This is a genomic window from Citrobacter freundii complex sp. CFNIH2 (assembly GCF_002880615.1).
GTDB lineage: Bacteria > Pseudomonadota > Gammaproteobacteria > Enterobacterales > Enterobacteriaceae > Citrobacter_A > Citrobacter_A amalonaticus_F.
Map to the genome: position 1 here is coordinate 1,383,760 of NZ_CP025757.1, position 24,883 is coordinate 1,408,642.

Annotated in this window: 26 protein-coding genes; 7 read left to right on the forward strand and 19 right to left on the reverse strand. The window is 48.3% G+C overall.

Annotation, left to right across the window (positions count from 1 at the left end):
• Nucleotides 1-15: 15 nt before the first annotated feature.
• From WM46_RS06930 to WM46_RS06965, 8 genes are all read right to left on the reverse strand, one after another.
• On the reverse strand, nt 16-1,260 hold the full coding sequence (locus WM46_RS06930; RefSeq protein ID WP_102601825.1) for a type II secretion system protein GspD: 1,245 nt from the start codon (nt 1,258-1,260) through the stop codon (nt 16-18).
• Complete coding sequence (locus tag WM46_RS06935; protein WP_102601826.1) at nt 1,260-2,285, reverse strand: zonular occludens toxin family protein; 1,026 nt, start codon at nt 2,283-2,285, stop codon at nt 1,260-1,262. Before WM46_RS06935 ends, WM46_RS06930 begins: the two co-directional genes overlap by 1 nt.
• A 5-nt stretch (nt 2,286-2,290) precedes the next feature.
• Entirely contained in the window at nt 2,291-2,578 is a 288-nt protein-coding gene (locus tag WM46_RS06940; protein WP_102601827.1) for a DUF2523 domain-containing protein, read from the reverse strand.
• A gap of 12 nt (nt 2,579-2,590) precedes the next feature.
• The gene (locus WM46_RS06945; RefSeq protein ID WP_262360491.1) at nt 2,591-4,153 is read right to left on the reverse strand and encodes a hypothetical protein; all 1,563 of its coding nucleotides are present in this window, start codon (nt 4,151-4,153) and stop codon (nt 2,591-2,593) included.
• Nucleotides 4,154-4,367: 214 nt separating this feature from the next.
• The gene (locus tag WM46_RS06950; RefSeq protein WP_050009898.1) at nt 4,368-4,601 is read right to left on the reverse strand and encodes a hypothetical protein; all 234 of its coding nucleotides are present in this window, start codon (nt 4,599-4,601) and stop codon (nt 4,368-4,370) included.
• A 34-nt stretch (nt 4,602-4,635) separates the two neighbouring features.
• The gene (locus WM46_RS06955; protein ID WP_050009897.1) at nt 4,636-4,887 is read right to left on the reverse strand and encodes a hypothetical protein; all 252 of its coding nucleotides are present in this window, start codon (nt 4,885-4,887) and stop codon (nt 4,636-4,638) included.
• Nucleotides 4,888-4,889: 2 nt separating this feature from the next.
• A complete protein-coding gene (locus WM46_RS06960) occupies nt 4,890-5,207 on the reverse strand; it encodes a DNA-binding protein (protein WP_000073835.1) in 318 nt (105 codons plus the stop codon).
• An 11-nt stretch (nt 5,208-5,218) separates the two neighbouring features.
• On the reverse strand, nt 5,219-6,271 hold the full coding sequence (locus WM46_RS06965) for a phage/plasmid replication protein, II/X family (protein WP_097293424.1): 1,053 nt from the start codon (nt 6,269-6,271) through the stop codon (nt 5,219-5,221).
• Nucleotides 6,272-6,442: 171 nt separating this feature from the next.
• On the opposite strand from WM46_RS06965, the gene WM46_RS06970 reads away from it, so the two are divergent.
• The 5 genes from WM46_RS06970 (at nt 6,443) to WM46_RS06995 (ending at nt 9,507) form a co-directional block, all read left to right on the forward strand.
• Nucleotides 6,443-6,889, forward strand: a complete 447-nt coding sequence (locus tag WM46_RS06970) for a helix-turn-helix domain-containing protein (protein WP_187394461.1) — start codon at nt 6,443-6,445, stop codon at nt 6,887-6,889.
• A gap of 99 nt (nt 6,890-6,988) precedes the next feature.
• Entirely contained in the window at nt 6,989-7,411 is a 423-nt protein-coding gene (locus WM46_RS06975; protein ID WP_102601829.1) for a hypothetical protein, read from the forward strand.
• Nucleotides 7,412-7,507: 96 nt separating this feature from the next.
• Nucleotides 7,508-8,077 (forward strand): mobilome CxxCx(11)CxxC protein, encoded by a 570-nt coding sequence (locus tag WM46_RS06980; RefSeq protein ID WP_187394462.1) that lies wholly within the window; start codon nt 7,508-7,510, stop codon nt 8,075-8,077.
• An 11-nt stretch (nt 8,078-8,088) separates the two neighbouring features.
• Nucleotides 8,089-8,280, forward strand: a complete 192-nt coding sequence (locus WM46_RS06985) for a hypothetical protein (protein ID WP_020802192.1) — start codon at nt 8,089-8,091, stop codon at nt 8,278-8,280.
• Nucleotides 8,281-8,709: 429 nt separating this feature from the next.
• Nucleotides 8,710-9,507: a hypothetical protein gene (locus tag WM46_RS06995; protein ID WP_102601832.1), complete on the forward strand. Its 798-nt coding sequence runs from the start codon at nt 8,710-8,712 to the stop codon at nt 9,505-9,507.
• A gap of 58 nt (nt 9,508-9,565) precedes the next feature.
• Here WM46_RS06995 and WM46_RS07000 read toward each other — a convergent pair whose 3' ends face one another.
• A complete protein-coding gene (locus WM46_RS07000) occupies nt 9,566-9,931 on the reverse strand; it encodes a hypothetical protein (protein WP_102601833.1) in 366 nt (121 codons plus the stop codon).
• Nucleotides 9,932-10,023: 92 nt separating this feature from the next.
• Between WM46_RS07000 and tam the strand changes: the two genes are divergently transcribed.
• Nucleotides 10,024-10,782, forward strand: coding sequence for a trans-aconitate 2-methyltransferase (tam, locus tag WM46_RS07005; protein ID WP_061078035.1), 759 nt, complete (start codon nt 10,024-10,026; stop codon nt 10,780-10,782).
• A gap of 2 nt (nt 10,783-10,784) precedes the next feature.
• Here the strand turns inward: tam and WM46_RS07010 are convergent, their stop codons facing one another.
• From WM46_RS07010 to sad, 10 genes are all read right to left on the reverse strand, one after another.
• Nucleotides 10,785-11,267, reverse strand: a complete 483-nt coding sequence (locus tag WM46_RS07010) for a CaiF/GrlA family transcriptional regulator (protein WP_102601834.1) — start codon at nt 11,265-11,267, stop codon at nt 10,785-10,787.
• Nucleotides 11,268-11,531: 264 nt separating this feature from the next.
• The gene (locus WM46_RS07015; protein ID WP_102601835.1) at nt 11,532-14,321 is read right to left on the reverse strand and encodes an autotransporter outer membrane beta-barrel domain-containing protein; all 2,790 of its coding nucleotides are present in this window, start codon (nt 14,319-14,321) and stop codon (nt 11,532-11,534) included.
• Between the two features lie 223 nt (nt 14,322-14,544).
• A complete protein-coding gene (locus WM46_RS07020) occupies nt 14,545-15,459 on the reverse strand; it encodes a bestrophin family protein (protein WP_102601836.1) in 915 nt (304 codons plus the stop codon).
• A gap of 207 nt (nt 15,460-15,666) precedes the next feature.
• On the reverse strand, nt 15,667-17,118 hold the full coding sequence (locus WM46_RS07025; RefSeq protein WP_102601837.1) for a tagaturonate reductase: 1,452 nt from the start codon (nt 17,116-17,118) through the stop codon (nt 15,667-15,669).
• Nucleotides 17,119-17,224: 106 nt separating this feature from the next.
• Nucleotides 17,225-17,752, reverse strand: coding sequence for a GNAT family N-acetyltransferase (locus WM46_RS07030; RefSeq protein ID WP_102601838.1), 528 nt, complete (start codon nt 17,750-17,752; stop codon nt 17,225-17,227).
• Between the two features lie 74 nt (nt 17,753-17,826).
• Nucleotides 17,827-19,263 carry a diguanylate cyclase gene (locus WM46_RS07035; protein WP_102601839.1) on the reverse strand — a complete coding sequence of 479 codons (1,437 nt, stop codon included), beginning with the start codon at nt 19,261-19,263 and terminating at the stop codon, nt 17,827-17,829.
• Nucleotides 19,264-19,446: 183 nt separating this feature from the next.
• Entirely contained in the window at nt 19,447-19,806 is a 360-nt protein-coding gene (locus WM46_RS07040; RefSeq protein ID WP_061077484.1) for a DUF4186 domain-containing protein, read from the reverse strand.
• Complete coding sequence (glsB, locus tag WM46_RS07045; protein WP_102601840.1) at nt 19,806-20,732, reverse strand: glutaminase B; 927 nt, start codon at nt 20,730-20,732, stop codon at nt 19,806-19,808. The genes WM46_RS07040 and glsB overlap by 1 nt, the downstream gene beginning before the upstream one ends.
• A gap of 63 nt (nt 20,733-20,795) precedes the next feature.
• A complete protein-coding gene (locus WM46_RS07050) occupies nt 20,796-22,385 on the reverse strand; it encodes a methyl-accepting chemotaxis protein (protein WP_102601841.1) in 1,590 nt (529 codons plus the stop codon).
• Between the two features lie 101 nt (nt 22,386-22,486).
• Entirely contained in the window at nt 22,487-23,875 is a 1,389-nt protein-coding gene (sad, locus tag WM46_RS07055) for a succinate-semialdehyde dehydrogenase (protein ID WP_102601842.1), read from the reverse strand.
• A 99-nt stretch (nt 23,876-23,974) separates the two neighbouring features.
• Between sad and ptrR the strand changes: the two genes are divergently transcribed.
• On the forward strand, nt 23,975-24,835 hold the full coding sequence (gene ptrR / locus WM46_RS07060) for a putrescine utilization regulator PtrR (protein WP_102601843.1): 861 nt from the start codon (nt 23,975-23,977) through the stop codon (nt 24,833-24,835).
• Nucleotides 24,836-24,883: the final 48 nt, after the last annotated feature.

Here is a 24,883-nt window from a genome sequence, read left to right on the forward strand (position 1 = left end):
TAAAAATCCATACAATCAGTTCAGGTTGTCCCGGAACAGTTCACCGCTCCTCGCGGCGCTGCGGGGCGTCGCCCTGCTCCGGTCAATCTTTCTGACCTGAAGCATCACCATAATATCTGTCTTGTTGCTTTCACTGGTGCGGGAACCGAAGAAGCTCCAGCCGGAACTGGCCTTGCTGTCTTTCTGTTCAGCGAGACCACCAAGTAAAATAATATCACCATCTGCAAGGCTGACTTCGGTTGTAACATCACGCTTGATAAGGGTTGGCGAGTTATTGACGCCTGTTTCAGTGGTCACAAAGTTGGAAAGCTGCTGCTGAATCTTGAGATCTATTGTCCGACTTTTGATTGATGGCGTCACGTTAAACAAAACACCGCTGGAACGATATTCAACGGATTGCGTGGTCGTATTGTTATTCACCGTAACGCTGCCCAATACTGGCACATCCGAGCCGACTGAAAAAGACGCTGAGGCATTATTTTTTACCCGCAGTCGTGGCGCACTGACCACAGTAAAACGACTGTCGGTTTTGAGCAGATTGAAAATGGCATCAATGGAGCCGGTTCGAATATTGATAAAATTATCCAGTCCGGCAGCACCAACTGAAATATTGAATTTATCAGACAGGATTTTAGCCGCTAAAAGAATGCCGGAGCCGTCAGACTGCGAGGTCTGAACCTCAAAAACATAACCAGAAACAACCACTTCATCACTCATCGTATCCAGCGAAGTAACCAGTGTTTTCAGAATGGCGATGTCTTCTTTCGTACCATAATAAACCAGAATATCACCAGTTCGATTAATGTAGTTGCTTGCCCCTGATGAACCTTTTAGCGAATCGTCAGAAATCACGGCTCCACTGTTATTGAAGGAACCGGAAACGTAGCCGCCAAGAATATCAGATAGGTAGGCAACAGAACGGTACTGAGGCGTATAAGTCCACGTATAACGCGGCTTAACTGGCTCTTTCGGCGTATAGGGCGCGATAAAGTCAACACCCTTTTTCGTCCATATTCGAATGTTCATATTGCCAAGATAACGGGTTATAAATTCCCGTTCATCAATATCAGGCGTTAACCTGAACGTAATCATTCGTTCATCATTAACAAGCTGCGGATCTAGCATATACGGGACTTTAAGCACCTCACTGTAAATAAGAGAAATAGCTTCTGGTAGCTTGACTTTATTTAATTCAAGCTCTGACCCAGCGAAAGCACATGAAGAAATCAGTAGCATTAATGCGAGTAAAATCTGTTTCATTATTTCTTCCCCGTATAAAGAGTCACACGCTCACCATCAATAATTCCGCTCATCAACATCCCCTTGTAATTAAAACTGGATGCGGGAACGGCACGCAGAACACCGGCACCGTTAACAAGAATCACAAATGCCCTGCCTTCACTGGTCATTCTTCCTGATATACGCCATTCGGTTGAAAGTGGCGGTTCAGCCGGTTCTGAGGGAATATCTGGCGCTGGAACAGCAGCAGAAGAACGAAACATGGCCGCATCTCGTACATCTGCTGTAGGCAAATCTGGCGGGGTATCGCTTCGGCCAAACGTGCTGAAAAATGAGTAAATCAGCCAGCCTGACCCGATAAACATCAATGGAAAAAGCACAAGAAAGAACCTAACTTTGCCAGAATTCCAGATGCTCTGGCGTTTATCAGTCTGCTTTTCATTACCGTTAGTCCCTTCATAGCTTTTGTAAAGTTCAAAAATATCAGGGTTATATTTGTTGCGATAACTGGTAACGAGATTGCTTTTATAGATTTTATGGCCTGAATATACGTCAACACAGTAATGATTATTCAGGCCCAACGCTTTCAGCTTGCGCATCCGATAAGTTGTTTCTATTTTGTCTTTCAGGAAACGGGCAATATTAGAAAGTGACTGATTTACAATAACCAAATCACAGCTAATACCTGTTTCAGGGTGCGTAAAATGACGATGTTCAGCAATAAATGATTTCTTCTCAGACGTCATATCTTTATCGCTACCGAAGATTCTCCATGCTTCATCAATAACAATTAAATCCCCAAACTGACAAAAGCTCCCTTCCCCACCTTTAAAAGGAAAGAAGTCAGCTTTAAGCACATCGTCATTATCCACAACAATAATTTCTCCCGTTGCATCAGGATAACGTTCGGTGATTTTATCTTTCTGTAATCCATAAATGTTTGTCACAATTCTCCGGCCGCTGGTAAAGGCCGGAATAATGACGTTGCAAACGGCTTCATAGCTCTTTCCTGAGCCGGGTATGCCAATATATGCAGAAATAGCCATAAAACTCACCCTATAACCGGAATGCGTCGAATAATAAAGCGAGTAGCCATTGCGGAGATAATCATACTAATCCCCTGCGGTAATTTACTCAGGTTAATGAAGTACCAGAATCCATCTGATAAATTGGCAAACAGCGACGAGAGGTTGCTTGAATCTGGCAGTAACTCAATAAGGATTTCAACGAAGCCCTGAACAATAAAATACAACGCAAAGAATACGACGAACTTAATAATTAATGACCTGAATACAAAACCTAGCAGCGAATTTAACGCGCTAATCAGAATCCCAAACATAGTTGCACTCCTTTAGGCACTCAGAATAATACGGAGCGCAACAAATCCCCATATAATCAGAAATATGGTTTCAACGGCGCTTCTGTTCTGCTCAATTAACGGGCAATGGGAGTCAATTCTGTACTGATGGTTAAACACACTGAATTCAACAACCGGGCAGGATGCTGAACGAGAGCCGATGTTAAATTCTTTTGTAAAAGGCAACAGGTTGATGATTGGCGTTAAAATATCTCTTGCCGTTGGCGTTTCTTCAAGCTCAGGCTCTTTTACACCAGGATCTTCTCCCAAATCTATATTGCCATTATTTCCCGTGTCAGACCCTGAGTTATTATTGATGGTAATATCAATATTGACGTCAGCTCCGGCACTGTCAGATACAGGCGAAAGCATATCTAATAACGTAGGAGATAGCCTAAGTTCCGAAATTGCAGAAGTTACTTCAGCCGGTGAGACCTCTTTAAACGGTAAGCCGTTATAATCAGCATTCACGGCAGCTTCAGACCATAGCTCGTTAATCATGTCGGCAAGAAGCGCTGGCGATACACTGACACTATCAAGATACTCCAGATAATCAATCATGGACTCAATATTTCCGGCCTCCAGTACTTCCGTCATGGCTTTATATTTAGTATTAGTCCAGATAGTAAGCTCACTCTTTTCATTAATATCTTTTACGGTGTAATCCTCTTTTTCAGGAACGGCGCAAATTGTCGAATAACCACCATTTGACTGATTAGTCGTTTTACAAGGTGTGTTGTGATATTGATATTGCTTGCCTGCCGTTAAATAAGCAACGCTGTAATACATGGGAAGCCCTGCTACATTTTCATACATGGGAATACCCGCAGGAAATGAAGATGCAGCCGGGTTGCTGTACAGGTGTGTAATCTCAGGTATTTCATAAAATGAGGAAGGATAAGTAAACTTATAATCCTGTTCAGTAAAGGAAACATCCCCATTACTGTTTACTACTTTATTCGTTACAGTGCGTTCAAAATTCGTTAGTGTTTCGGTATAAGCCCGTGAGTTATAGTCATTAAGATAATTTCTGGCGATTTCGGTTGGATTATCACCATAGTAATAAATTAATTCTTTCGAATCCTGATAATAATAAAGCGCATTCTCTGGTGTGGAATATCCTGTTTCAACACCTACAACTGGAGAACCTGCATCCACATTATTGCGACTAACATGAACGATTACCGGGCTTAATTCCTGTGGTTCAAAATTAACGGTTATCGTCTTGGTTTCACCACTTTGACCACTGTACGTTACTTCATATAAATTATCAGAGATCTTTTTACCGTTAGTCATTACCATTACCGAGCCGTCAGATGAACTCAAAGAAGACGGAACAAAAGATGATACAGCAGCAGCAATACCCGCCCACGTCGCAACACCGCTCATTTTGTATGATGAGGCAGCAGGCAAGTATTCGGCAGCATTAGCCGCAGCGCGGCCAACAAAAACACGTGTTGCTGTAAGCTGTGATGCCGTATAAATCGCATCATTAGCAGCAAAGCGACGAACAAGCACCCGGCCAACGACTTTAGGAATAACAGCCCGCGCAGCCACTGCTGCAATTACTGGTACAAATGAATATGAATATCGGGGAAAGGAAACCCAGAGAAAGGAAAAAATAAAGGAATAAACCGTCAGCCTCTTAGCCCAAGAATAACGACATAAGCTGAGACGATCCCCCATAAAAGGGAACCCAATTTCCATAATTCAATCTCCATAATAACCTCAAGTAAAACGGGCGATATTGCATCGCCCATGAATAATGAATTTATGCGGATTTAACGGTACGCAATACCCAGCGAACGCCAGCGACACCGGCATAAAGTGTTACCAGTGAAGCAGCAACGGCCATAATCGCAACCAGAACTGTACTGAAATCAATGCTGTTCGTCAGCGGCGATAAATCAACACCACCTGATGCCGCTCCTTCTGCGGCGAAAGTCGCGCCAGAAACAGCCATTAATGCAGGTACAGCCAGAAAACTAACGATTTTTTTAAACATAACTCTATCTCCATTACATGTTAAAGGTTCGCATTCAAGCAGTACGAACCATCTTTATTACCTGTCCCACCCCTACAGAAAAAAGCCAGAGCAGCAGGACAGAGCTAAAACCTAATGTCCAGTAATTTCCCATTGCAGAATAATCAATTTGATGAAATGGTTCAGAACGTACCATTATTGCCTGACATTCTTTTGCATTGTTCGCATTACATAAATAACCTTCAATACGGTAACCATTTTCAGGAATATGATTATCAAACTGAATATCGAAACCTGATGTATCCATAATCAGCCTTTTATTTCAGTAATGCCGCCATCTGATGAAATGTTATAAGTTACTCCTTCCCTCCCCTCCATTGACCAGACGCGAACATATACAGGTATCTGGACTAACTTACCGATAAAATTATTTGCCTGATTCATTACACCGGCATTAACAAGAGCCTGAGATACACGAATAATAATCTGGTCTTGCTTAGTGCCGCCAAAACCATCAGGGATCTCTAAGCCAACACCAATTTCATTATAGTATCCCTGACCATTGACCTTATTACGCTGGCGAGCACCAAGCATTTTACCTTTTACAAAAAGACCATAATTAGACATATCACTCTCCTTTAATGCCAGTTACTGGCATGTGAAATACGGTTATAATCGAAAATTAAACCTTTCTCATAAACCCATGATGGAATTTTGGCTGGTTTGGCTTCAAGAGTACGAACCAACGGAACAACGTTATTAGAATCCGGTGACTCACAATAAAAGTTAATATCTATTCCGAAAGAAAGTAATTCTTTACGGTGTCGGTAGAATGTAGGTTTCGGTAACATCTCTTTCATGTTCGCGCCCTGCTTCCACAACAAATATGTAGACTGTATTTTTCTTGGGAGATTAATTATTTTTTCATCAGTTAATATAGTATTTTGATTCATTTCTATTCTCCCTACATAGTCAGAGAATAATTTATTGGGCGTCTCAATATTCCAGCTATTACCAAGCGTAAGATTCAAATCAATTAATTCAGTTGTTCTTAATGTTAATTCAATGCGTAATTTATCTTTTGACCAGTCCAGTAAACCAGCTTTAACGAATTCGTCTGCCATCTGGTGCCCTTTTTTACCAGATGTGTGTTCATCATATTTTGAATAAAATTTCAAACTCCAACGACGGGAGTTTTTCCCTAAGTAAACAGTACCACCTTTACCACAGGCGCGACCGTGGCGAGTTTTCGCTTTAAATTCTGCGGCATATAACCATGCGCGGACATTTTCTAATGTTGACAATGAATACATATAGTTGATATCGATGCGCGAGATCTTAAATTGTCCTGCCATTACCTGCCGATAGGATGGAAGATCGTGAGGAATATGTAGTAATGCCAATATTCTGGCGTAAGCTGTTAATACCAACCCTTGCAAATCGTCGGAACCGATAACAGAATGACCTTGCAAAAACTTTGATGGATTGCCGTCAATATAGAGATGTGTTGCCCGACCTTCGCCATCAGATCCAACAGACCTTACTTTCATTGTGGATTCATACGAACCGCGAACGGTCAACCGTTTTACTGTTTCCCACTCCACTGCACCGTCAGCATCGACGCTGACGACACTACCAGCCGGTAGCGGTCGGTGTGTGCAAGGCAGGATTCCGGTAAACCAGTCGATCATAAGTAGTCACACCCATCAAAATATGTGTCAATAGTCATTTGTGAGCAGATTGAATGGTCACAATGTAATATGCTCAGATCTGACAGTCAATACATTTGCAATGTTTAAATTGTCAGAAATGAGCATCAAATCTAACTATTGAAAAACCACTGTTAAGATGGAGCCAAGTAGATGGGCAACAATGAGCATGAAGTTATGGCGGACAAACTGAGAGCAGAACGTATCAAAAAGGTAATTCTGGAACACTCGACTTATGAAGAACTGGCCGAGAAGACTGGCATTAGCGTGAGTACGCTGGTCAGGATAGCGTCCGGCAAAACTGAACCTAAATTCAGTGACATAATTCAGATAGCTAAAATTACTGGTGCAGACTTAAACACCTTAGCTTATGGCTATGCTCTTGATGTTAAAGAAGAAGCTACCGAGCGGAAGCTAATTACTTCTGCGGATGGATGTACTGATGAAGAAACCACTAACGCACATAATTTCATCGTGTGGAACATCAGGACACTGGAAAAACAAGATATTCTGGCACTCGCAAGACAGGTTTCTGCCTTAAGTTCATATACTTATAGTACTAAAATGTTTATGAAAAAAGCGGTATCTGGCGAAGAGTAAAAGGATTAACAGTCTCAGGAATGAGACAAACGTGCAGTATTACCAACACTGCACGTTCTTTATTGTGCGAATTTTGAACAATGAAAAAGGATCAAAAGGATGAGTAGAAATAACGATACAAGCGGCGTTGAACTGGTTGTCGTGGGCGTATTTGCTTTCTGTCTGGCAGTTGTTGCCTGGCTAATGAAAACTTTCGATGTTGAATGGCAAACAGCACTGGAAACTGCGCCTGGCCTGATAGTGTGGCTGCTTGTTGTCGGAGCGGGGATCTTTTTCGGGATCAAAATGGAAACAGGCCTTGTTCGCTGGTGTGCTCCACTGGCGATCGCCCTTCTGATTCCGGTATTCAAACCAATTCTTAAGGAAGCTGCCGGAGTTCGTGAAACGGGTGGGCTGGTTTTCGATGATATGGTTTCATGGTACGGAACTGGCTGGGGAATGTCTCTGATGTTCTTCGGGATTCTTATCGTCGGATACGGTCTGCTTTATTGGTGGCACAGAAGGAATTCATATTACTGGTGAATATCAATTATTTGAATTTAAAGGTTTTTTTATAATTTAAGCCCACGCTATTTTGGGGTAAAAATATGTTTGATATTGTGAAAGGTGAAGATGAGTATGCAACCGAATGAAGAAATGGACCTCAGGAAATTTTACGCAGAGGGAACAGCTGACTACTTAAAAACTAAAATCAAAAAAAGTGAACGACTTTTAAAAATAAACCAATATCTATCATTTGCCCTCCCGGTTCTAGTTGGCGGATACGCATCGGTTGATCACAGCTCTAAATACTTTGATTTTTTAGTTTGGGGCACAGGGATATTATCAGTGATAGTCTTGCTTTCTAATTTATACACACTGGTCATGAAGACTGATGAAAATTTATCTCGTTATCTGGAATCATACTCTTTCAATAAACTCCTAACTGATTTGTATGGCGAACTGTCGAGCATGTTCAAATCAAAGGCAGGCAACCAACAACCCGCTAACCATCTGTTTTCAGTGATAAAATCAAAAGATGACTTCAATGCTAAGGAAGATGAAAAATATGTTAGCAATAATGATAAGAAACGGATTATGTTCGATATTCTGGTAAAGAAAAATAAAGAATGCGTACGTTGCAATAAAATACCGACTAAATTTAACAAGCGGAAAGGTTGCACAAATTGTGGCAATCTCGTGAAATAAAGGAGAAACAAATGAGTTATAAAGTAGATCAAGTCAAAGCTCTCTGGCTTCAATTGACTGATGCGGAGAAAAAAGAATTTACAACATATCTTTTTAATGGTGAAAAAAAATCCTTACGTGAAGGGTTCGAAAGTTTTAGTGTGAATAAAAGCACTACAATGCAATTTGGTGATGCAAACGTCTGCCCTGCTTGCGGAAAATAAAATCTAAAAGATTTTGGTTCGCACAATGACGTTATGCTAAAGAGGCCGCTGCGGGATTCGATTTTCGCAGCGGCCTTTTCAACATAACGAGTCGTACATTATGCGCACTTAAATAGAGTAAGGAAGAATCCGGCGTTCTTCGGCCGTCATTGTCTTGCTGATTGCAAGCGTTCGCCAGTCCCTCTGATGCCGACAAACCTTCTGTCGCATTAGGTTTTGCCATGATGAATTCTAACTCTGCAACCTGCATCGTCGATGATTCAGATCCATTTTGAATTCATACCGCCACTACATTTCGCATAAGCCTCACTGCTCCACATGATGAGATTTACATTCTGCGGACAGTGTCGGTAAAACGCGATGACCTCAGTGATATGATTACTCGGTTGTTAAACGGTAAGATGGATTGCATAAGGTTATAAATTTAAAATGGACTCAATTGTAAATATATTCAAAAAGTTTTTGGCATTATGGGGAGTCATTCTTTACATCGTATTCACCATCATTCCAGTTTTAATGGATTTACCTGATGTTGTACAAAAAATAACGATCCCCTTAGGGACAACCATTTTCATTGGCTTTACTATCACCTTTTATATCAACAAAGTCATCACCAGTAAAACCAACTATGAAATCAAAGAGTTAATTAATAACAAGTTCCCTAACCTGATATCGCTGGATAAGATAGGGATAAAAAAAATTGAGTACCGGAACGATCTGGATATCTTAGGAATTGATATATTGGGTGCCGAAGAGTTGCATATTGCTATGAATGACGGCAGGAATTTTCTATCTGTTAACGCTGGCGATTTTGCAAAAAGGCTAACAAAATCAAACAAAAAGACGATAATTTTCCTTATCGATCCTGAATCTGATGCTCAGTCATTTTTGTGCAAAAAAAATGGAAAAGCGCGGGATTACTATAAATCCAAAATCAATGAATCCATATCTGAAATCAGGTCATTTGCGGTAAAGCTGCCTGAAAGTAGCATGCTTGAAATTTATCTTATCCCGACGATTTTATCGCAGAATATCATTCTGACTGAAAATTGTGCTCTGGTGGGCATCTATAGAAATGCGCCAGGTAAATCTAACCACCCTCCCCAGTTTGTCTATGAAAAATCCGGTCTGGACAATGAGTATACCCGCGTACGTATAGACCTTTATTCTCTAACAGAGATGGAAAATACCCGAAAGGCCGAAATACAGCCTCCGTCGCAGCAGTGACGCTAAGCTGCGGCAGAAACGGAGTTCGCTGCAGCCTCTTCGATAAATTATATTCAACTCACCAGGCCTCCGGCTCTCTTAGCATATGAACAATGTTGCACGGATTCATGATCCAGCCGCCCTTGAAACCGTCGGGTAACAGTTCGACGGCATCACAACGGACTACGCCACATTGTTCGATATACTTTTCTGCATCACTAAAATTGGGCGTGAATAATTCCAGCCAGAGTTCTGCCTGACTAAGTCCCGGAGCTTCATCAATCCAGAGTTTGTTCGGCCCGAGTTCAAATCCCACTGCCGGCGGCTTATCGATAATTTCGGGTAACCGAATAATATTCCGATAAAAATCAATCGTCTGCTGATACTGATGTGATGGGACCTTCATCGCGATGTCGATACCACCTTTGATATCGGTTTTATTCATAAGGAATTTCCTTCCCGGGCGATGGCAATACTAAACTAGTATAGTTCATACCTTGTGCACACTTAGCTAAATCATTGACAGGAGAATTGATGATGTCCGACTGGAATCCGGCGCTGTATATGCAATATGGTGCAGAGCGTTCAAGACCCGCCGCAGAACTGCTGGCCAGAATTCAACTTGAGCCTGTCTCTTCTGTGGTTGATTTGGGATGTGGCCCCGGTAACAGTACCGCGTTACTGCAACAGCGCTGGCCTGGCGCGAGCATTACTGGCGTGGATACCTCCCCGGCAATGCTGGACGAGGCGCGAAAGGCTTTGCCAAATTGTCATTTTGTTGAAGCGGATATTCGCCAGTTTCAACCCGTCACACCGCCCGATGTCATTTACGCTAATGCCTCGCTGCAATGGATCCCCGATCACTATGATCTGTTTCCACACCTGGTCAACCTGCTGAATAACAACGGTATTCTGGCCGTACAAATGCCGGATAACTGGCTGGAGCCTTCGCATGTGCTGATGCGCGAGGTTGCTTACGAACAGGACTATCCGAATCGCGGTCGCGACGCCCTGCCCGGCGTTCACGCGTATTACGACATTCTGAGCGAAGCGGGATGCGAGGTAGATATCTGGCGCACAACCTATTATCACAGGATGCGTTCACATCAGGCGATTATTGACTGGGTCAGTGCGACAGGGTTACGCCCGTGGCTGCAGGATCTCAATGAACACGAGCAGCAACGGTTCCTGAAACGCTATCATCAGCTATTACAAGAGCAATACCCACTTCAGGAAGATGGTCAGATATTACTGGCATTTCCGCGCTTATTCCTGATTGCGCGTCGCCAGTCCTGATCTCACTCTCTCAGCGGACAGGCTGCTTTCCAGGCGGCCAGCTTCGCTTTATTATTCCCTGTCGGCCGTGATAATAGCCAGTGTGAAAGCTGACGATCGTCCGTTGCGGTACGCTTCTTTGCTTGACGAGTTGCAGGTGTCGCTTTGGCAGGCGGTGCCGTTAAGATTCCGGTCGTCGCCGGAGAGTGTATTTTGACTAATAGCTGACAATGTCCGCCTTGCACCGCCGTCTTGCGAACGCTGAATTCGATGTCGCGTTTGTCGTGGCGGTGACAGAGATAATGCAGAATCCCGCTGGCCCGGCGCAAGTCAATATGAAATGCCTGGCTTACGTCATGGCGCGAAAACTCTTTATTGCGCAGAAATCCCCACCAGGCAACGGCTCTGAACAGCGGCATTTCCCCTAAATGCTGGATTTCCTCGGGCATGTGAAAACGGTGCTCCACGCGTCTTTTCATGGTGGAGGACGATGGATTAATAAACATTGCGTTCCCTTGATACTGATTGGCCTGAATATCAGGTGGATTAAAAGTGTCCAATACATTTATCACGCAAATAGAGTGGATTTATTTGATCTCAATGAGCCTGCGATAAATCACTTTAATTACCTTGTAACGGAGGTTTCCTGCGTTATTCGTCAGGTAATAGAGTGATGCAGTCTATTAATTCACACTTTTCGTTAATAGATCAGGGAAGTGTTGATGATAGAGACATCCCCGCGCATCCTACAGAATGCGCGGGTTTAAGTTTTAAAAGCGCAGCTTCAAACCAAGCACTGCCTGGGTATCGCTAAATCCCTCACTGCCGATCTGCTGACCAATATTTCCCCACAGATGCAGGCGCGAATTTATTTTCGCCTCGACGCCCGTTCTGAGTTCTGCAATATTTTTCGCTCCATCGACCGAGCTGCTGATCTCATTCATTGAGACCGCATCATTACGCGTATTATGCAGCCAGTTCAACTCAACAAAGGGCTGAAAGAGTCGATCTTTACCTTCATCGCGAATAGAGTAGCCCTGCATAAAAGCTTTTACCCCAAGACGACTTTGTAGATTACCCTTCCCTTTATCCCGCACCCATGTGCCGTTATCTTCACGATGATCGTCGGCAGAGACGCCCATCCAGATTAGCTGTGCTTGCGGTTGCAACCAGTAACTCAGTCGCGGTTGTTCAGTCAGTTTAACGGTATGTCCCATCTCAAGAGACGCGGTCACTCCTTTCGAGCGATAGCGTTCTTCCGCCAGAGATTGTCCGCGCACCGTGTTATCAAACCAGTTGTAGAGCACCCATGCGTCTATCCAGGTCCCCTGCTTCGCGGCGTTATCGGCATACCAGGTCGCATACAAGCCTGCGCTGTAACCCGAAACCGTGCCGTCAGCACGATAATGGGATAATGATGACCGGGTATTGCTCTGACTGTTGGCATAACCCGTCATGACACCAAGATGCCAGCGATCCTCCTGACCGGAACTCCATTGAGCCAGATCGCCGCCAATCTGCACCACATAACGATTACTTTGACTGCTTAACTGCCCTGAACGGTCATGAAAACGAGTATGCCCACCGACATTACGTAGCCACAGACTGGTGACACGCGTTTCCCCGGAGATCGGATCGATATACTGCGTTTCACCTAACCTGTCGTGCAAACGGGTAGCAAACAGGGTGTTAGCCGCCCTGCGGTTAGCCAGGTACGCTCCCATTTCCGGGCGCATCACCACGGCGGATGCGCGCTCGATGCCTGGGGACGGCGTAGGCAAGGGCTTCTGATCACCCTCTTTCGGTTCGATAATCGGGTCAGGTTCATCTATGGGATCGGTATCGTCGACGGGCGCCCAGGTATTGACCAGATACCAGTGGTTGGAATCCATGATCCCGTCATCATTTTCACTTTCAACTCCGCGTAAAAGCGCGTAGTCATACGCCCCGGCAACCAGACGGTTTTGGGCAACAAATTCACCCGTAGAATCTCCAGCCACCTGGACAACTCGCGCACCGTTCAGATCACCAACGGCGACACTGCCTAATTCCTTCAACACGACCCGGGTTGTTCCTGTGGTGCTTCCTGAAACATTAAGCTGGTTAACCACCGGTTTTTGCTGCACTTGATCCTGCGTGGTGTTCAGGATAAGTAAGCCATTGTCACTGGCATAATCGCCCCTGACCGTCAGGACACTGCTGGACAGCGCCAGAGCATCGCGGTTGACCAGCGGATCGCCAAAGCTCAGCGTCCCACCAAGCTGAAGTGACTGAATGGTTTGACTGTAACCGTTAAGATCGAGCGTGGCACCGTCCCCGACTGTGAAATCAGAATTCGGGCTAAAACCTGTGACGCTTCCAGCGCTGAGCGTTCCGCGACTGATGTGAGTATTTCCGGTATAACGATTATCGCCGCTCAGTTGCGTCCGGCCGGGTCCGCTATGGTTGACATTACCGTAGCCTTCTATTGCTGCATTCAGAGAGTAATCATCGCTGGTGTGGTTGAAGTTCAGTGTTGCGGTACTGTTATTCTGATTTGTGTCGCTCAGTACAATGAGCGGCGTCTCGATAGATCCTGCTTCTTGTGCGGTTTCACCGGGTTTACCACCGATATTGATTGTAGCGATACTTCCTGTCCCAATACCGAGCCTGATTTTCTCTCCTGCCTTAACTTTGCCGCCATTACTGATATTGAGTTCGCCTTTGGCATCATTTGGCGTGGTTTTAAAGCCCCCCAAAATAAGCGATGTACCGACCTCTAAAAGTGAATTTTCACCCTCGACATTGACGACGCCGTTTCCTTTGCGATTCGTGGTGAGCGTTTTGCCGACATAGCCAATATTCATATGTTCACGAACAAAGAGTTGCCCACCATTCAAAATATCCAGTCGGCCTTCTGCCTGATCGCCCACAACAGTCCAGCCGGAACGGATCGAAGAATTCTCACCTTCTATGGTGGTAAGCCCCTTTGCATCAGCATAAAACTCGCCAATACGCAGTTCGTCGATATTAGTGATCTGACTTCCCTCATTAACCGTTAATGTTCCATCGCCGTTATTTTTGCCGACAAACAAATTCTCGCCACTGAGGTCCCATTGCGCACCTTCGGTTAGCGTCACAATACCGACAGCACCATCACCAATCGCGCTTTCAGATGATTTAATGGTGCGTCCTCTTATTGTGAGTTCACCTTTTGTGCCTTCACCGACAGTCAGGGAACCAAACTCACGCCAACCCAGTTCGTTATTCTCTTTAGCAGATAAAATCACATGGGCATTTTTATTGATAAGAACATCACTGTCCGGAGCCGTAGGCGTCCAGGTTGCCATGACGTTATTTGCTGCTTTAAGTTTTTTCTCAACACAGTATGTTGCCGATTCACTTTCGCAACGTACCTCTTCCGCCAGCAGTCCTGTCGGGGCAATAAGACCAGTGGTGGCAAGTAACAATCCTTGAATAGCCGGCAATGGTGACAGAGACTTTATTGATACGAGTGACGGCGTCGACTTCTTTATATCAACGTGTGGGGTCGTGTTCATTCCTGATTGAATAGCGTTCATAGATAATCCTCCTGATCATCGTTTAACATCCTGATATGCACTGATGGCATGCGGATGTTTTAAGAACGCCTTAAATCCCTTATCAAGAGTTATTTATGTTCGTACAGAAATTATGCGGTCATTATCTGAAATTCAATCATCGATAATAAGATAATCCTGAAAACCGGCATTAGCGCATTGACACGCACAGTCTGTCGTTCATTAACTGGAAGGTTCCCTTCTTTCATGTCAACTGGTAGTGCTTATCCGGCATCAGTTTAGCTGGAATGGCTGATTCATCATTCATCTCCAGCAGATCAATTTCGATGGCATTACAGATAGCATCAAGGGGCAAGTCGTTGTTCTCTGTCCCAAACGGATCTTCCAGTTCTTCCGCCAGTGCATCCAGAGAGATAAAGGTGTAGGAGATGAGGACCGAAATAAAAGGCGTCATGTAATGCAGATCCACCACCAGGGCGAAAGGCAGCATGATGCAAAACAGATAAACGGTGCGATGAAGGATTAGCGTGTAGGCAAACGGCACCGGCGTATTGGCGATTCTTTCGCAACCGGCAAGAACGGCGGACATGTCATTTAATCGATTGTTTAAACTATGAAACAGGATATCCGAAAGCTGTCCGTCGCGACGACGTATCGCCAGCCATTCCCCCATCATCAGTAAAATGCGGTTTGCCGGAGAGTGAGAGGCAAACACACGTTGCAGATCTTCCGTGCTAAGATACTTCGCCAGCGGCTCAGCCTGTGGTTTGTGCCGCAGCGTCATGCGCAGACAGTGAGCGAAGGCGATTTGCAGCCGGACAAACTGCCCTAACTCGCGGTCATCCGGTAATACCGTTTTGACTTCCCGCAGCAACGAGCGAGACGCGATCATCAGTTGTCCCCAGAGTTGACGCGCCTCGACATAACGGGAATAACAGGCGTTATTGCGAAAGCCCAAAAAGATAGCGATTGCCACACCGAGAATACTGAACGGTGCGAGGGTAAATTTGATACCCAGCATCGTATACCACGGCAGCAGGACGATCACGGCAATAGACAGCAGAAAATTGAGCAGCAAGCGGGAAGAGATTTTTGCCAGTACGGAGCCGTGCCAGACGAATATCAGGCGTAACCAGTGCTGTTGGGGACGAACGATCATGACGGTTTTCTGGAAAGAGACGAATCCCGCTATTAAACGTGATCTGGATCAAACATTCAAGCACGTTACACGTGACATTGTCACCTGTTTCTCGCTGAAAGACCCTTTCATGCACAGGACTTGCATTGGGGGAAATAGTATTAATCACATTGTATGTTGTAACTATAACGATCGTATAAGAAACCCGGCCTTAGCCGGGTCACTGTTTTAGCACAACGGTTTCACCGCTTCACGCATTCCTTTTGACAGAATCGCATCGAGATCGGCTGCCACCTGCTCAACCAGCCCTGCCACTTTCGTCAGGTCTTGTTCCCAGTGCTCTTCTACCGCCAGAACGTGACTCACCAATTGTTGAGTCGTCATCTGGCGATCGCCATGCTGGCTCCAGAGTTGCTGGAAACGGGTGATCCAGTGCGCATCGTCCTGAACCGGATACGTTTCCCCATTACGCTCACCGCGATAGAAAGCAATCAGGGCGGCTAATGCGAAGGTCAGACGAGCCGGGAGTTGGCCGTTCGCCTTCTGCCCTGCCAACAACTGCGGAAGAATGCGGGTGCGGAACTTGGTCATCCCGTTCAACGCAATCGACAGCAACTGGTGCTTAATGTAGGGGTTACGGAAACGTCCGGTTACCGCACTGGCAAAGGATTCCAGCTCATCACGCGGCAGATCGAGAACCGGGATGATCTCCTCATAAATCGCTTTTTCCACAAAGGCGCAGATTTCGGTGTCATTCATCGCCTCGCCGACCGTATCCAGTCCGGCCTGAAATGCCACCGGTACCAGCGCCGTGTGCGCACCGTTAAGGATAGCGACTTTGCGCTCTTTGTACGGCTTAATATCGTCAACAATCAGAACGTTAAGCGGATATTTATCGAGACGCAGTTCTGCTGCCAGTGATTTCGGTCCCTGGATCACAAACAGATAGAAGTGTTCGGCAGTATCAAGGAAACCATCGTGATAGCCCAGTTCGGTCTCCAGCTGCGCCGCTTCATCGCACGGATAGCCCGTAACGATACGGTCCACCAGCGTGGAACAGAAGACGTTTGCCTGATCCAGCCAGGTGATAAATGCCGCTGGCAGTGCCCACTCCTGCGCATAACGCAGCACCAGTTCACGCAGCGCATCACCATTATAATCAATCAGTTCGCAAGGGATGATGATCCAACCTTTATCCTGCGCGCCGTTGAAGTGGCTGTAGCGTTCAAACAGAAGACGCGTTAGCTTCGCCGGATAACTTACCGCTGGCGCATCATCAAATTTATCACCGGCGTGATAACTGATGCCCGCTTCCGTGGTGTTAGAGAACACAAAACGCATCTCAGGATTGTGCGCCAGTTTCAGGAACGCATCGTAATCACCGTAAACGCTAATTTCACGATTCACCGAACGAATCAGACGGGCATCGCTGACGGCTTCTCCCTGTTCATTCAGACCACGAATGATTGTCGTGTAAAGGCCATCCTGCGTACTGAGTGAAGGTGGGAATGTACTTTCAATAGGTCGAACAATGACCACACCCGAATTCAGATCGGTATGTTCATTCAGCAGATCAACCTGCCAGTCAACAAAGGCGCGAAGGAAGTTACCTTCACCAAACTGAATGATGCGTTCAGGATAGTGAGCACCGGGAAAATCGCGACGGTTAAGTGTTTTCACAATGGGTTCCCTTTCGATTAGTCATACAACCTGATTAAATTGGTAGAACAGGTTAGCAAAACTTTACGAGAGTAAAACCCTGTTTTGATCAATTCATGACAACTATTTATAGAGATTTATAGAAAAGCGTGGTGCCGGTCAGCTTTCCATCGGGCATCAACGCATAATCAGGGATCTCACCGGCTTTGAGCCAGCCACAAGAGTGGTAGAACAACTCAGCATCACTTCCCGTAGCGGTATCGAGTACCAGCTGCGTTTTTTGCTGCTGTATTGCACACGTTTCCAGCGCAGTCATCAGCTGACGGGCTAATCCCTGGCGACGCGCGCTGGAGTGAACAAGAAGTTTCGCCACGTCCGCGCGATGAGGTTGATTTTCCGGCTGCTGGAGGATGAGTTGCACCGTACCGACAATCACGCCTGAGGGGTTGTCGACCACAAGAACGACGCGCTCCCCTCTGCCCGCGCTTTGCGCGACGTCATGCCAGAATGCACGTGCTTTTGAGTGTGTAAACGGTAAAACAAAACTGACTGATGCGCCGCGCGTCACGCAGTCGGTCAGGACGTCACAGAGCTCATCAATTCTCGCCTCGATGGCTGCCGCATCCAGCACATAACAGGATTTTGCCAGGGTCATGTTGTCTCCTTTATTGAGACAACACCATGCACTTAACATTGTGATAACACAACGGGCAGTGACATAGGATATTGTTATGCCAGATCGCTTCCAGCGAAAACTGTCTTATCCGTCCGGCGGTCGCTGGTCCGATTACGACCTTCATTCTTCGAACGGTATAAACACTCGTCCGCTTCAACCATCAATTTGTTGAATACGTCCGTCAGCAAATGGGAACCCATACAGCCATTCCCAAGGCCAATGCTCACCGTCAGATAGATATTCTGCTGGTTCCAGGTAAAGGGATCACGAGCGACAGCGTTGCGAATATTTTCCGCCAGCAACATCCCTTCCTCCGGATGTATTGAGGGAACCACGACGGCAAACTCTTCCCCTCCCATACGCGCCACCAGTCCCCGGTCGCCGATAATTTGTTGAATACGCTGCGCAAACACGCTGAGTACCCGATCGCCACATTCATGACCGAAGTTGTCATTAATGCTCTTGAAGTAGTCGATGTCCAGCAGCATGACGGTAATATGCTGCGAGCGCGGATACTCCTGACGCTTCAGCGCTTCATAGAGTCCGGAACGAGAATAGACATGGGTAAGAAAATCGAAATCGGCGCGCAGGGAAACTTGCTTCATCAGGGAATTAATCGCCGCAACGCTGACCGAAACCATAATGGGGCAAATTGCCATTGTGGCAATGCCCAGTCGCGCAGAGAACATCTGCGGCGTAGACAGCGGTGACTCCACCGCGATATTGATAATCGAATTGGCCACCAGCACAATTTCAACAGCGCCGGTAATAAAGGTCAGCAGACAGGTGACCTGCGGGGTGTAGCGCACGGCGCACCAGATCAGTGCCGGCAACGGAAAGGCCAGGCTTCCGGCCCCCCCAATAATGACCGATGCCAGTACCGAAATCATTAACGCCACCACGGGCATTAGCTGTTCGGGTTTAAAACGTTTCACCGCTCCGGGAATACCCAACGTCAACATACAGGGCACAATCAGCACCCCGGTCGAGAATTGTTCGCTAAACCAGTCAGCCACCAGTGGCCAGAATGACAGTCGGTCGATACCCACAGACCCCATCGCGCCAATTATTGCGCAGAACAGTGCCGCAATCAGACAGTAATTAAATAAGCGTAACGCACTGATGGGCTCATATTTATTTTTCCCCAGTCGTTTATCGCGGATCACCAGTTGGGCGACAATCACGATAAACACCATGTTGGAAAAATTAATGACCAACGACGCCCATCCCCACTCGGTGGTGATCGCATCATAGCCCAGCATGGCAACATAGCTGACAGCGTAATAATGCAGTTTGTTAAGCCAGACGTAGCGTGCGAAAACCCCGGCTATCACGCCGTTGAGCGGCCAGAACAGCGAGAGCTCATGCACCAGACGCAGCTCGGCGCCAATAAAGTAGAACAGTGTGGTTAAGGCAAAAATAACGCTGGCGTTACGCAGTGGATGACCTTCCTGAAACAGCCGGAAAGGAGGAATGTGGAGTACGTGCATTAAATATCTATCCATATAATTGCCGTAGGCAATTATCTCTGCGTAATGGTTATAATATTTAAGAGAATAGCATGAATTATTCTCAAAGGTAGCCGTCCTCCTGCCGCGTTAACATTTTTATTTGTTAACTCCGCCAGCAATAAACCACGCTTATTTTATGGGATTAACGTAACCATTTAATTATTACGGTGTATTCATTTGAAGCACTAACCAGTGATGGATAACAGCGACCACATACTGCTGTTGCTCATCGCTCAACGGCTGTCCCTGGGCGATATTATGCCACTTGGCAAGACAGCCGCGACAGCAGGTCGCCGTGGCATGTTGGGCGATAAATACCGGATGACCGCGCATCGGCGTTTGTTTGCCATCATTGACCGGTGTGGCTGGCGCAAGTCGCTTCGCCACAAAATCCGCAGCATGCCGATCGATAACCTCTGCCCCTTTATCCCAGCAATACTGTCTCTCTTTCGTGCCCAGTCGAAAGCGGGAGCGAAACGGCGAGCGCGACAGACGGGCAAAAAGCGGATCAAACGTGTTCATCAGTAAACTGAGCGTCCTAAACGTTGTGTTAGCTGTTCAAGCACCGCGATACCCGCGAGTGAATTCCCGGTCGGATCCAGTTCAGGACTCCACACGGCGATCGCCATCTCATGCGGCACTATCGCCACAATCCCCCCACCAACGCCCGATTTCGCTGGCAAGCCAACGCGCCAGGCAAATTCCCCGGCATTCTGATACATTCCGCTGGTCGCCATCAGCGCATTTATCTGTCGCGCCTGCATCGGCGTCACCACGGGCTCATCAAGATGAAACGCTTTCCCCTGGTTCGCCAGAAAGACAAACGTCTTCGCCAGTTCCACACAGCTCATTTTCAGCGCACAGTAATGAAAATAGTTTTGCAGGACCGTCGTCACGTCATGATGAAAATTGCCGAAGGATTTCATCAGCCAGGCAATGGCGGCATTACGGGCGGAATGTTCGAACTCTGAACGGGCCACCACCGCATCATACGCGATATCAGGCACGCCGCTCAGCGCGCGAACCACTTCCAGCATACGCTGACGCGGTGCGCTGAGTCGCCCCTGTAACATATCGCAGACGACCAGCGCCCCGGCATTAATAAACGGATTACGCGGAATGCCGTACTCCATTTCTAACTGCACCAGCGAATTAAACGGTGAACCGGACGGATCTTTCCCCACCCGTTGCCAGATCTCATCCTCTGAATAGTGACGCATCGCCACCACCAGACTGAGCACCTTTGAAATCGACTGAATGGAAAAGCGTTCCGCCGCATCCCCGGCCTGCCAAAGCTGACCGTCCACGGTGCAAATCGCAATACCCAGTCGGGAACCCTCAACCGAGGCCAGCGCAGGAATATAGTCCGCCACTTTGCCCTGACCAATCAGCGGGCGAACCTCCGCCAGAATGGTCTCTAAAATTGAATTGTCCAGGGTGATTGCCACACCACGCTCCTTGCCTGCCGGTCTGAAAAGGGCTGCGAGTATAGCAGAGCGGAATACCCCACGTCAGGCTGGAAGTCGGAATCTCGCCACGGCGTGAATCAACTGGTGCGATTCATGATGCAACTGCTGCGAGGAGGCGGATGCCGTATCCACCAGTTCGCGGGTGTCACGAGCGACCAGGTTCAGCGCCTGTAGCTGACGCGTCATCTGATGGATCCGGGTTCCCTGATGCAGCGTCGCGGCGGAGATATCATTCAGCGAGGCACCCAGATTTTCCACCAGCGCGATCACCTGCTGTAAGTTCTCTTCCAGATGCGTCACCGCGCTCGATCCTTCTTCAATCCCCTGCAGAGAGTGATAGATCAGCGCCTGAATATCCTGCGTGGACTGACTGCTCTTACGCGCCAGCAGCCCCACTTCTCTTGCCACCACTGCAAAACCGCGTCCCTGCTCACCAGCATGGGCGGCTTCAATGGCCGCGTTCAGCGCCAGAATGTTAGTCTGGAAGGCGACGTTGTCAATCAGCGCAATAATTCCGCGCATCTCCGCCGAGCGCGTCACAATCGCCTGCATTGAACGATTCACGGTATCCATCATTCGGTCACCGCCAGCCGCAATGGCGCGTGCTTCCTCCGCACGCTGATTCGCCAGTTGGGCAAACCCACTGTTATCTTCAACGTGCGTTTCCAGTACAGAAATATGCGAGGTGACGTTATTCAGTTCTTCGTTCTGTTTCGCCGACTGCTGATACAAGCGGGTATTGTTCTGCGCCAGCCTTTCGATATTGTCAGCCATCGCCGTCGTTGCCTCACTGACCTGCTGGACCAGCTCACGTAGTCCCTGCTGCATCGCGCCAATACGCACGTGGAGCTGCGACACTTCCCGGTTAGACCCAGGTACGGCAGGAATCGGCTGTGAGAGATCGCCTGCCGCCAGAATATCGATATGTGCGATCAACCGGCGCAGCGGAGAAATCACCCAGCGCGACATTCCCCACCAGACCGCGATCGCAATGGCCAACAGCATTACCGGAAGTAATAAGAACAGATGCTGGAGATCGAGTAGACGATCCAGCAGTTGTTGTCGTCCGCTTTCCCGCGCCTGCGCAGTGACCTTTTGCACTCTGGCATAGTTATCGTTGAAGTCGGCCTGAAACGCCTGAATGGGTACTGCAAAGAACGCATCGATCGACTGCGTCTTACTTAACCCTGTCACCTGCTCCTGGATACCGCCGCTAAAGCGCTGATAACTCTCAACCAGCCCGTCGTCCGCCTGCGGGTTCATTTCGCGCCACGCCTGCCACGCGGTTGTTGACTGGGTTAACGCCTGCCGGGCTTCGTCGATCAACGGCTGCCAGCTACCTTCAGAACCCGTGGCGGCATCCTGCATAAAGTAGACCCCCGCCCGATTGAGCAGATCGCTGGCGGTCAGAAGCGCGATCCGCGCCTCTTCGACTTTTGTCTGCTGACGCAACGCCAGTTGGTTACGCTGCTCGTTTTCCCTGGCCTGACTGACAGAAAACGACAGCATCAGTGATGACGTCATTTGCAGCACGGAAAACAGCGCGATAATGCAAAAAATCCCGGTTAACAGGCCAAACTGCTGAGGCAGAAAACGGCGCATAACGCGACGAAAAGTTTGAGTTAAGTTCATAATATTCTTCAGTATCAACACGTTAAACGCGAGTCTACGAAGCGTAAATGACAAAACTATGGCAGAAATGTGACAAGGCGCCCCGCAGAGCGCCAGAAAGATTAGCGTCGGTTCTTCCAGACGGTCTGCACATTACAGAATTCATGCAGACCAAAGTGCGAGAGTTCACGACCAAAACCGCTCTTCTTAACCCCACCAAACGCCACCCGGGCATCGCTGGCGCTGAAGCCGTTGATGAAGACACCGCCGCATTCCAGACGTGCGGTCATCTCCAGTGCCCGGGCTTCATCGGCGGTAAAAAGGGTCGCCGACAGACCGAAGTCACTGTTGTTTGCAAGTTCCAGCGCATGTTCAGCACTCTTCGCCACGGCGATCGCCGCAACCGGTCCGAAAAGTTCTTCGCGAAACGCCGTCATCTCAGGGGTCACGTTGGTCAGCACAGTAGCCGGATAAAAGTTACCGGCTCCGGATAGCTTCTCGCCGCCAAGCCGTAGCTGAGCGCCTTCGGCAATCGTAGCCTGCACCTGCTGATGCAACTCGTCACGCAGATCGGCACGCGCCATCGGCCCAAGTTCGCTCTCTTCCGCCAGCGGATCGCCCTGCTTCAGTGCGGCGGCAGCAGCGACAAAGCGCTCGGTAAAACACTCTGCGATCCCCTCTTCGAGAATAAAGCGTTTTGCCGCCGCACAAACCTGCCCGCTATTCTGATAGCGTCCGGCCACCGCCGCCTGCACCGCCAGATCCAGATCGGCGTCGTTAAGCACGATAAACGGATCGGAACCGCCCAGCTCCAACACACATTTTTTCAATGCTGCACCGGCCTGAGCGCCAATGGCCGCCCCGGCACGTACGCTACCGGTCACCGTCACGGCCGCAATCCGCGCATCGTTAATCAATGTACTGACGCCCTGATTATCCGCATTCAGCCAGCCGTAAACGCCAGCGGGTATCGCCGCATCAGTAAAGACCTGGCTGATGATTTTTGCGCAGCCGGTAACATTTGGCGCAGGCTTAAGCAGATAGCCATTCCCGGCCAGTAAAATCGGAACCGCCCCGCGCAGCACCTGCCACAACGGAAAGTTCCACGGCATGACCGCCAGAATGGTACCTAACGGACGGTACTCAATCACCGCCTGTTGGTTTTCCACCTGTGTGGGTTCGGCGTCCAGCATCGCCGGGCCATGTTCTGCGTACCAGTCACACAACGCCGCTGATTTTGCCACTTCTGCACGCGCCTGTTTAATTGGTTTGCCCATCTCACGGGTAATGCACTGCGCCATCTCTTCGCCACGCACGCGTAATGCCTGGCCGATGTCGCGTAATTTCTGCGCCCGATACGCCACCGTGGTCTGTTTCCAGTCACGAAATCCTACAGCCGCAAGCTGTAGCGCCTGTTCAATGTCCTGGGCCGTAGACCACGGCAGCGCTGAAAGACGTTCGCCATTGTACGGGTTGATGGAAATGGCATGGGTTGCCGGTGAAATCGTCATACAGTCTCTCCGTCGTTCTTGATGTCATCATCATGGACACATTTACTCTTTCCGGAAAATGAATAATATTAACCAAACCATTCACGAAAAGAGAAAGCTATGGATCTGACCCAACTGGAGATGTTTAACGCGGTCGCCGAAACGGGCAGCATCACCCAGGCGGCGGTGAAGGTGCATCGTGTCCCCTCCAATCTCACCACCCGCATTCGCCAACTGGAGGCGGATCTCGGCGTCGATCTGTTTATTCGCGAGAATCAGCGCCTGCGCCTTTCCCCCGCCGGGCACAACTTTCTGCGCTACAGTCAGCAGATACTCGCGCTGGTTGACGAGGCGCGAATGGTCGTCGCCGGTGATGAACCCCAGGGGCTATTCTCGCTGGGCGCGCTGGAGAGCACGGCCGCCGTGCGCATACCGGCCACGCTTGCCCGTTACAATCAGCGCTACCCCAAAATCCAGTTCTCTCTGGCGACCGGCCCCTCTGGCAACATGCTGGACGGCGTGCTTGAAGGTCATCTCAATGCGGCCTTTGTGGACGGACCGATTACCCACCCCGGCCTTGAAGGGATGCCGGTATATCAGGAAGAGATGATGGTGGTCACGCCGCATGGTCACGCGCCGGTGACCCGCGCCAGCGAGGTCAACGGCAGTAACATTTACGCCTTTCGCGCGAACTGTTCCTATCGCCGCCATTTCGAAAACTGGTTTCATGCCGATCGGGCAATGCCGGGCACGATCCACGAAATGGAGTCCTATCATGGCATGCTGGCCTGCGTGATTGCCGGTGCGGGTATCGCGCTGATCCCCCGTTCGATGCTGGAAAGTATGCCCGGACATCAGCAGGTCGACGCCTGGCCGCTGTCCGGGAACTGGCGCTGGCTGACCACCTGGCTGGTCTGGCGGCGCGGGGCGAAAATGCGCCAACTGGAGGCGTTCATTGAGCTGTTAACGGAACAGAGCTAAAAACGGGATCTGAATCACAAAACGGTTGTCTTTTCATCAGCAAACGTT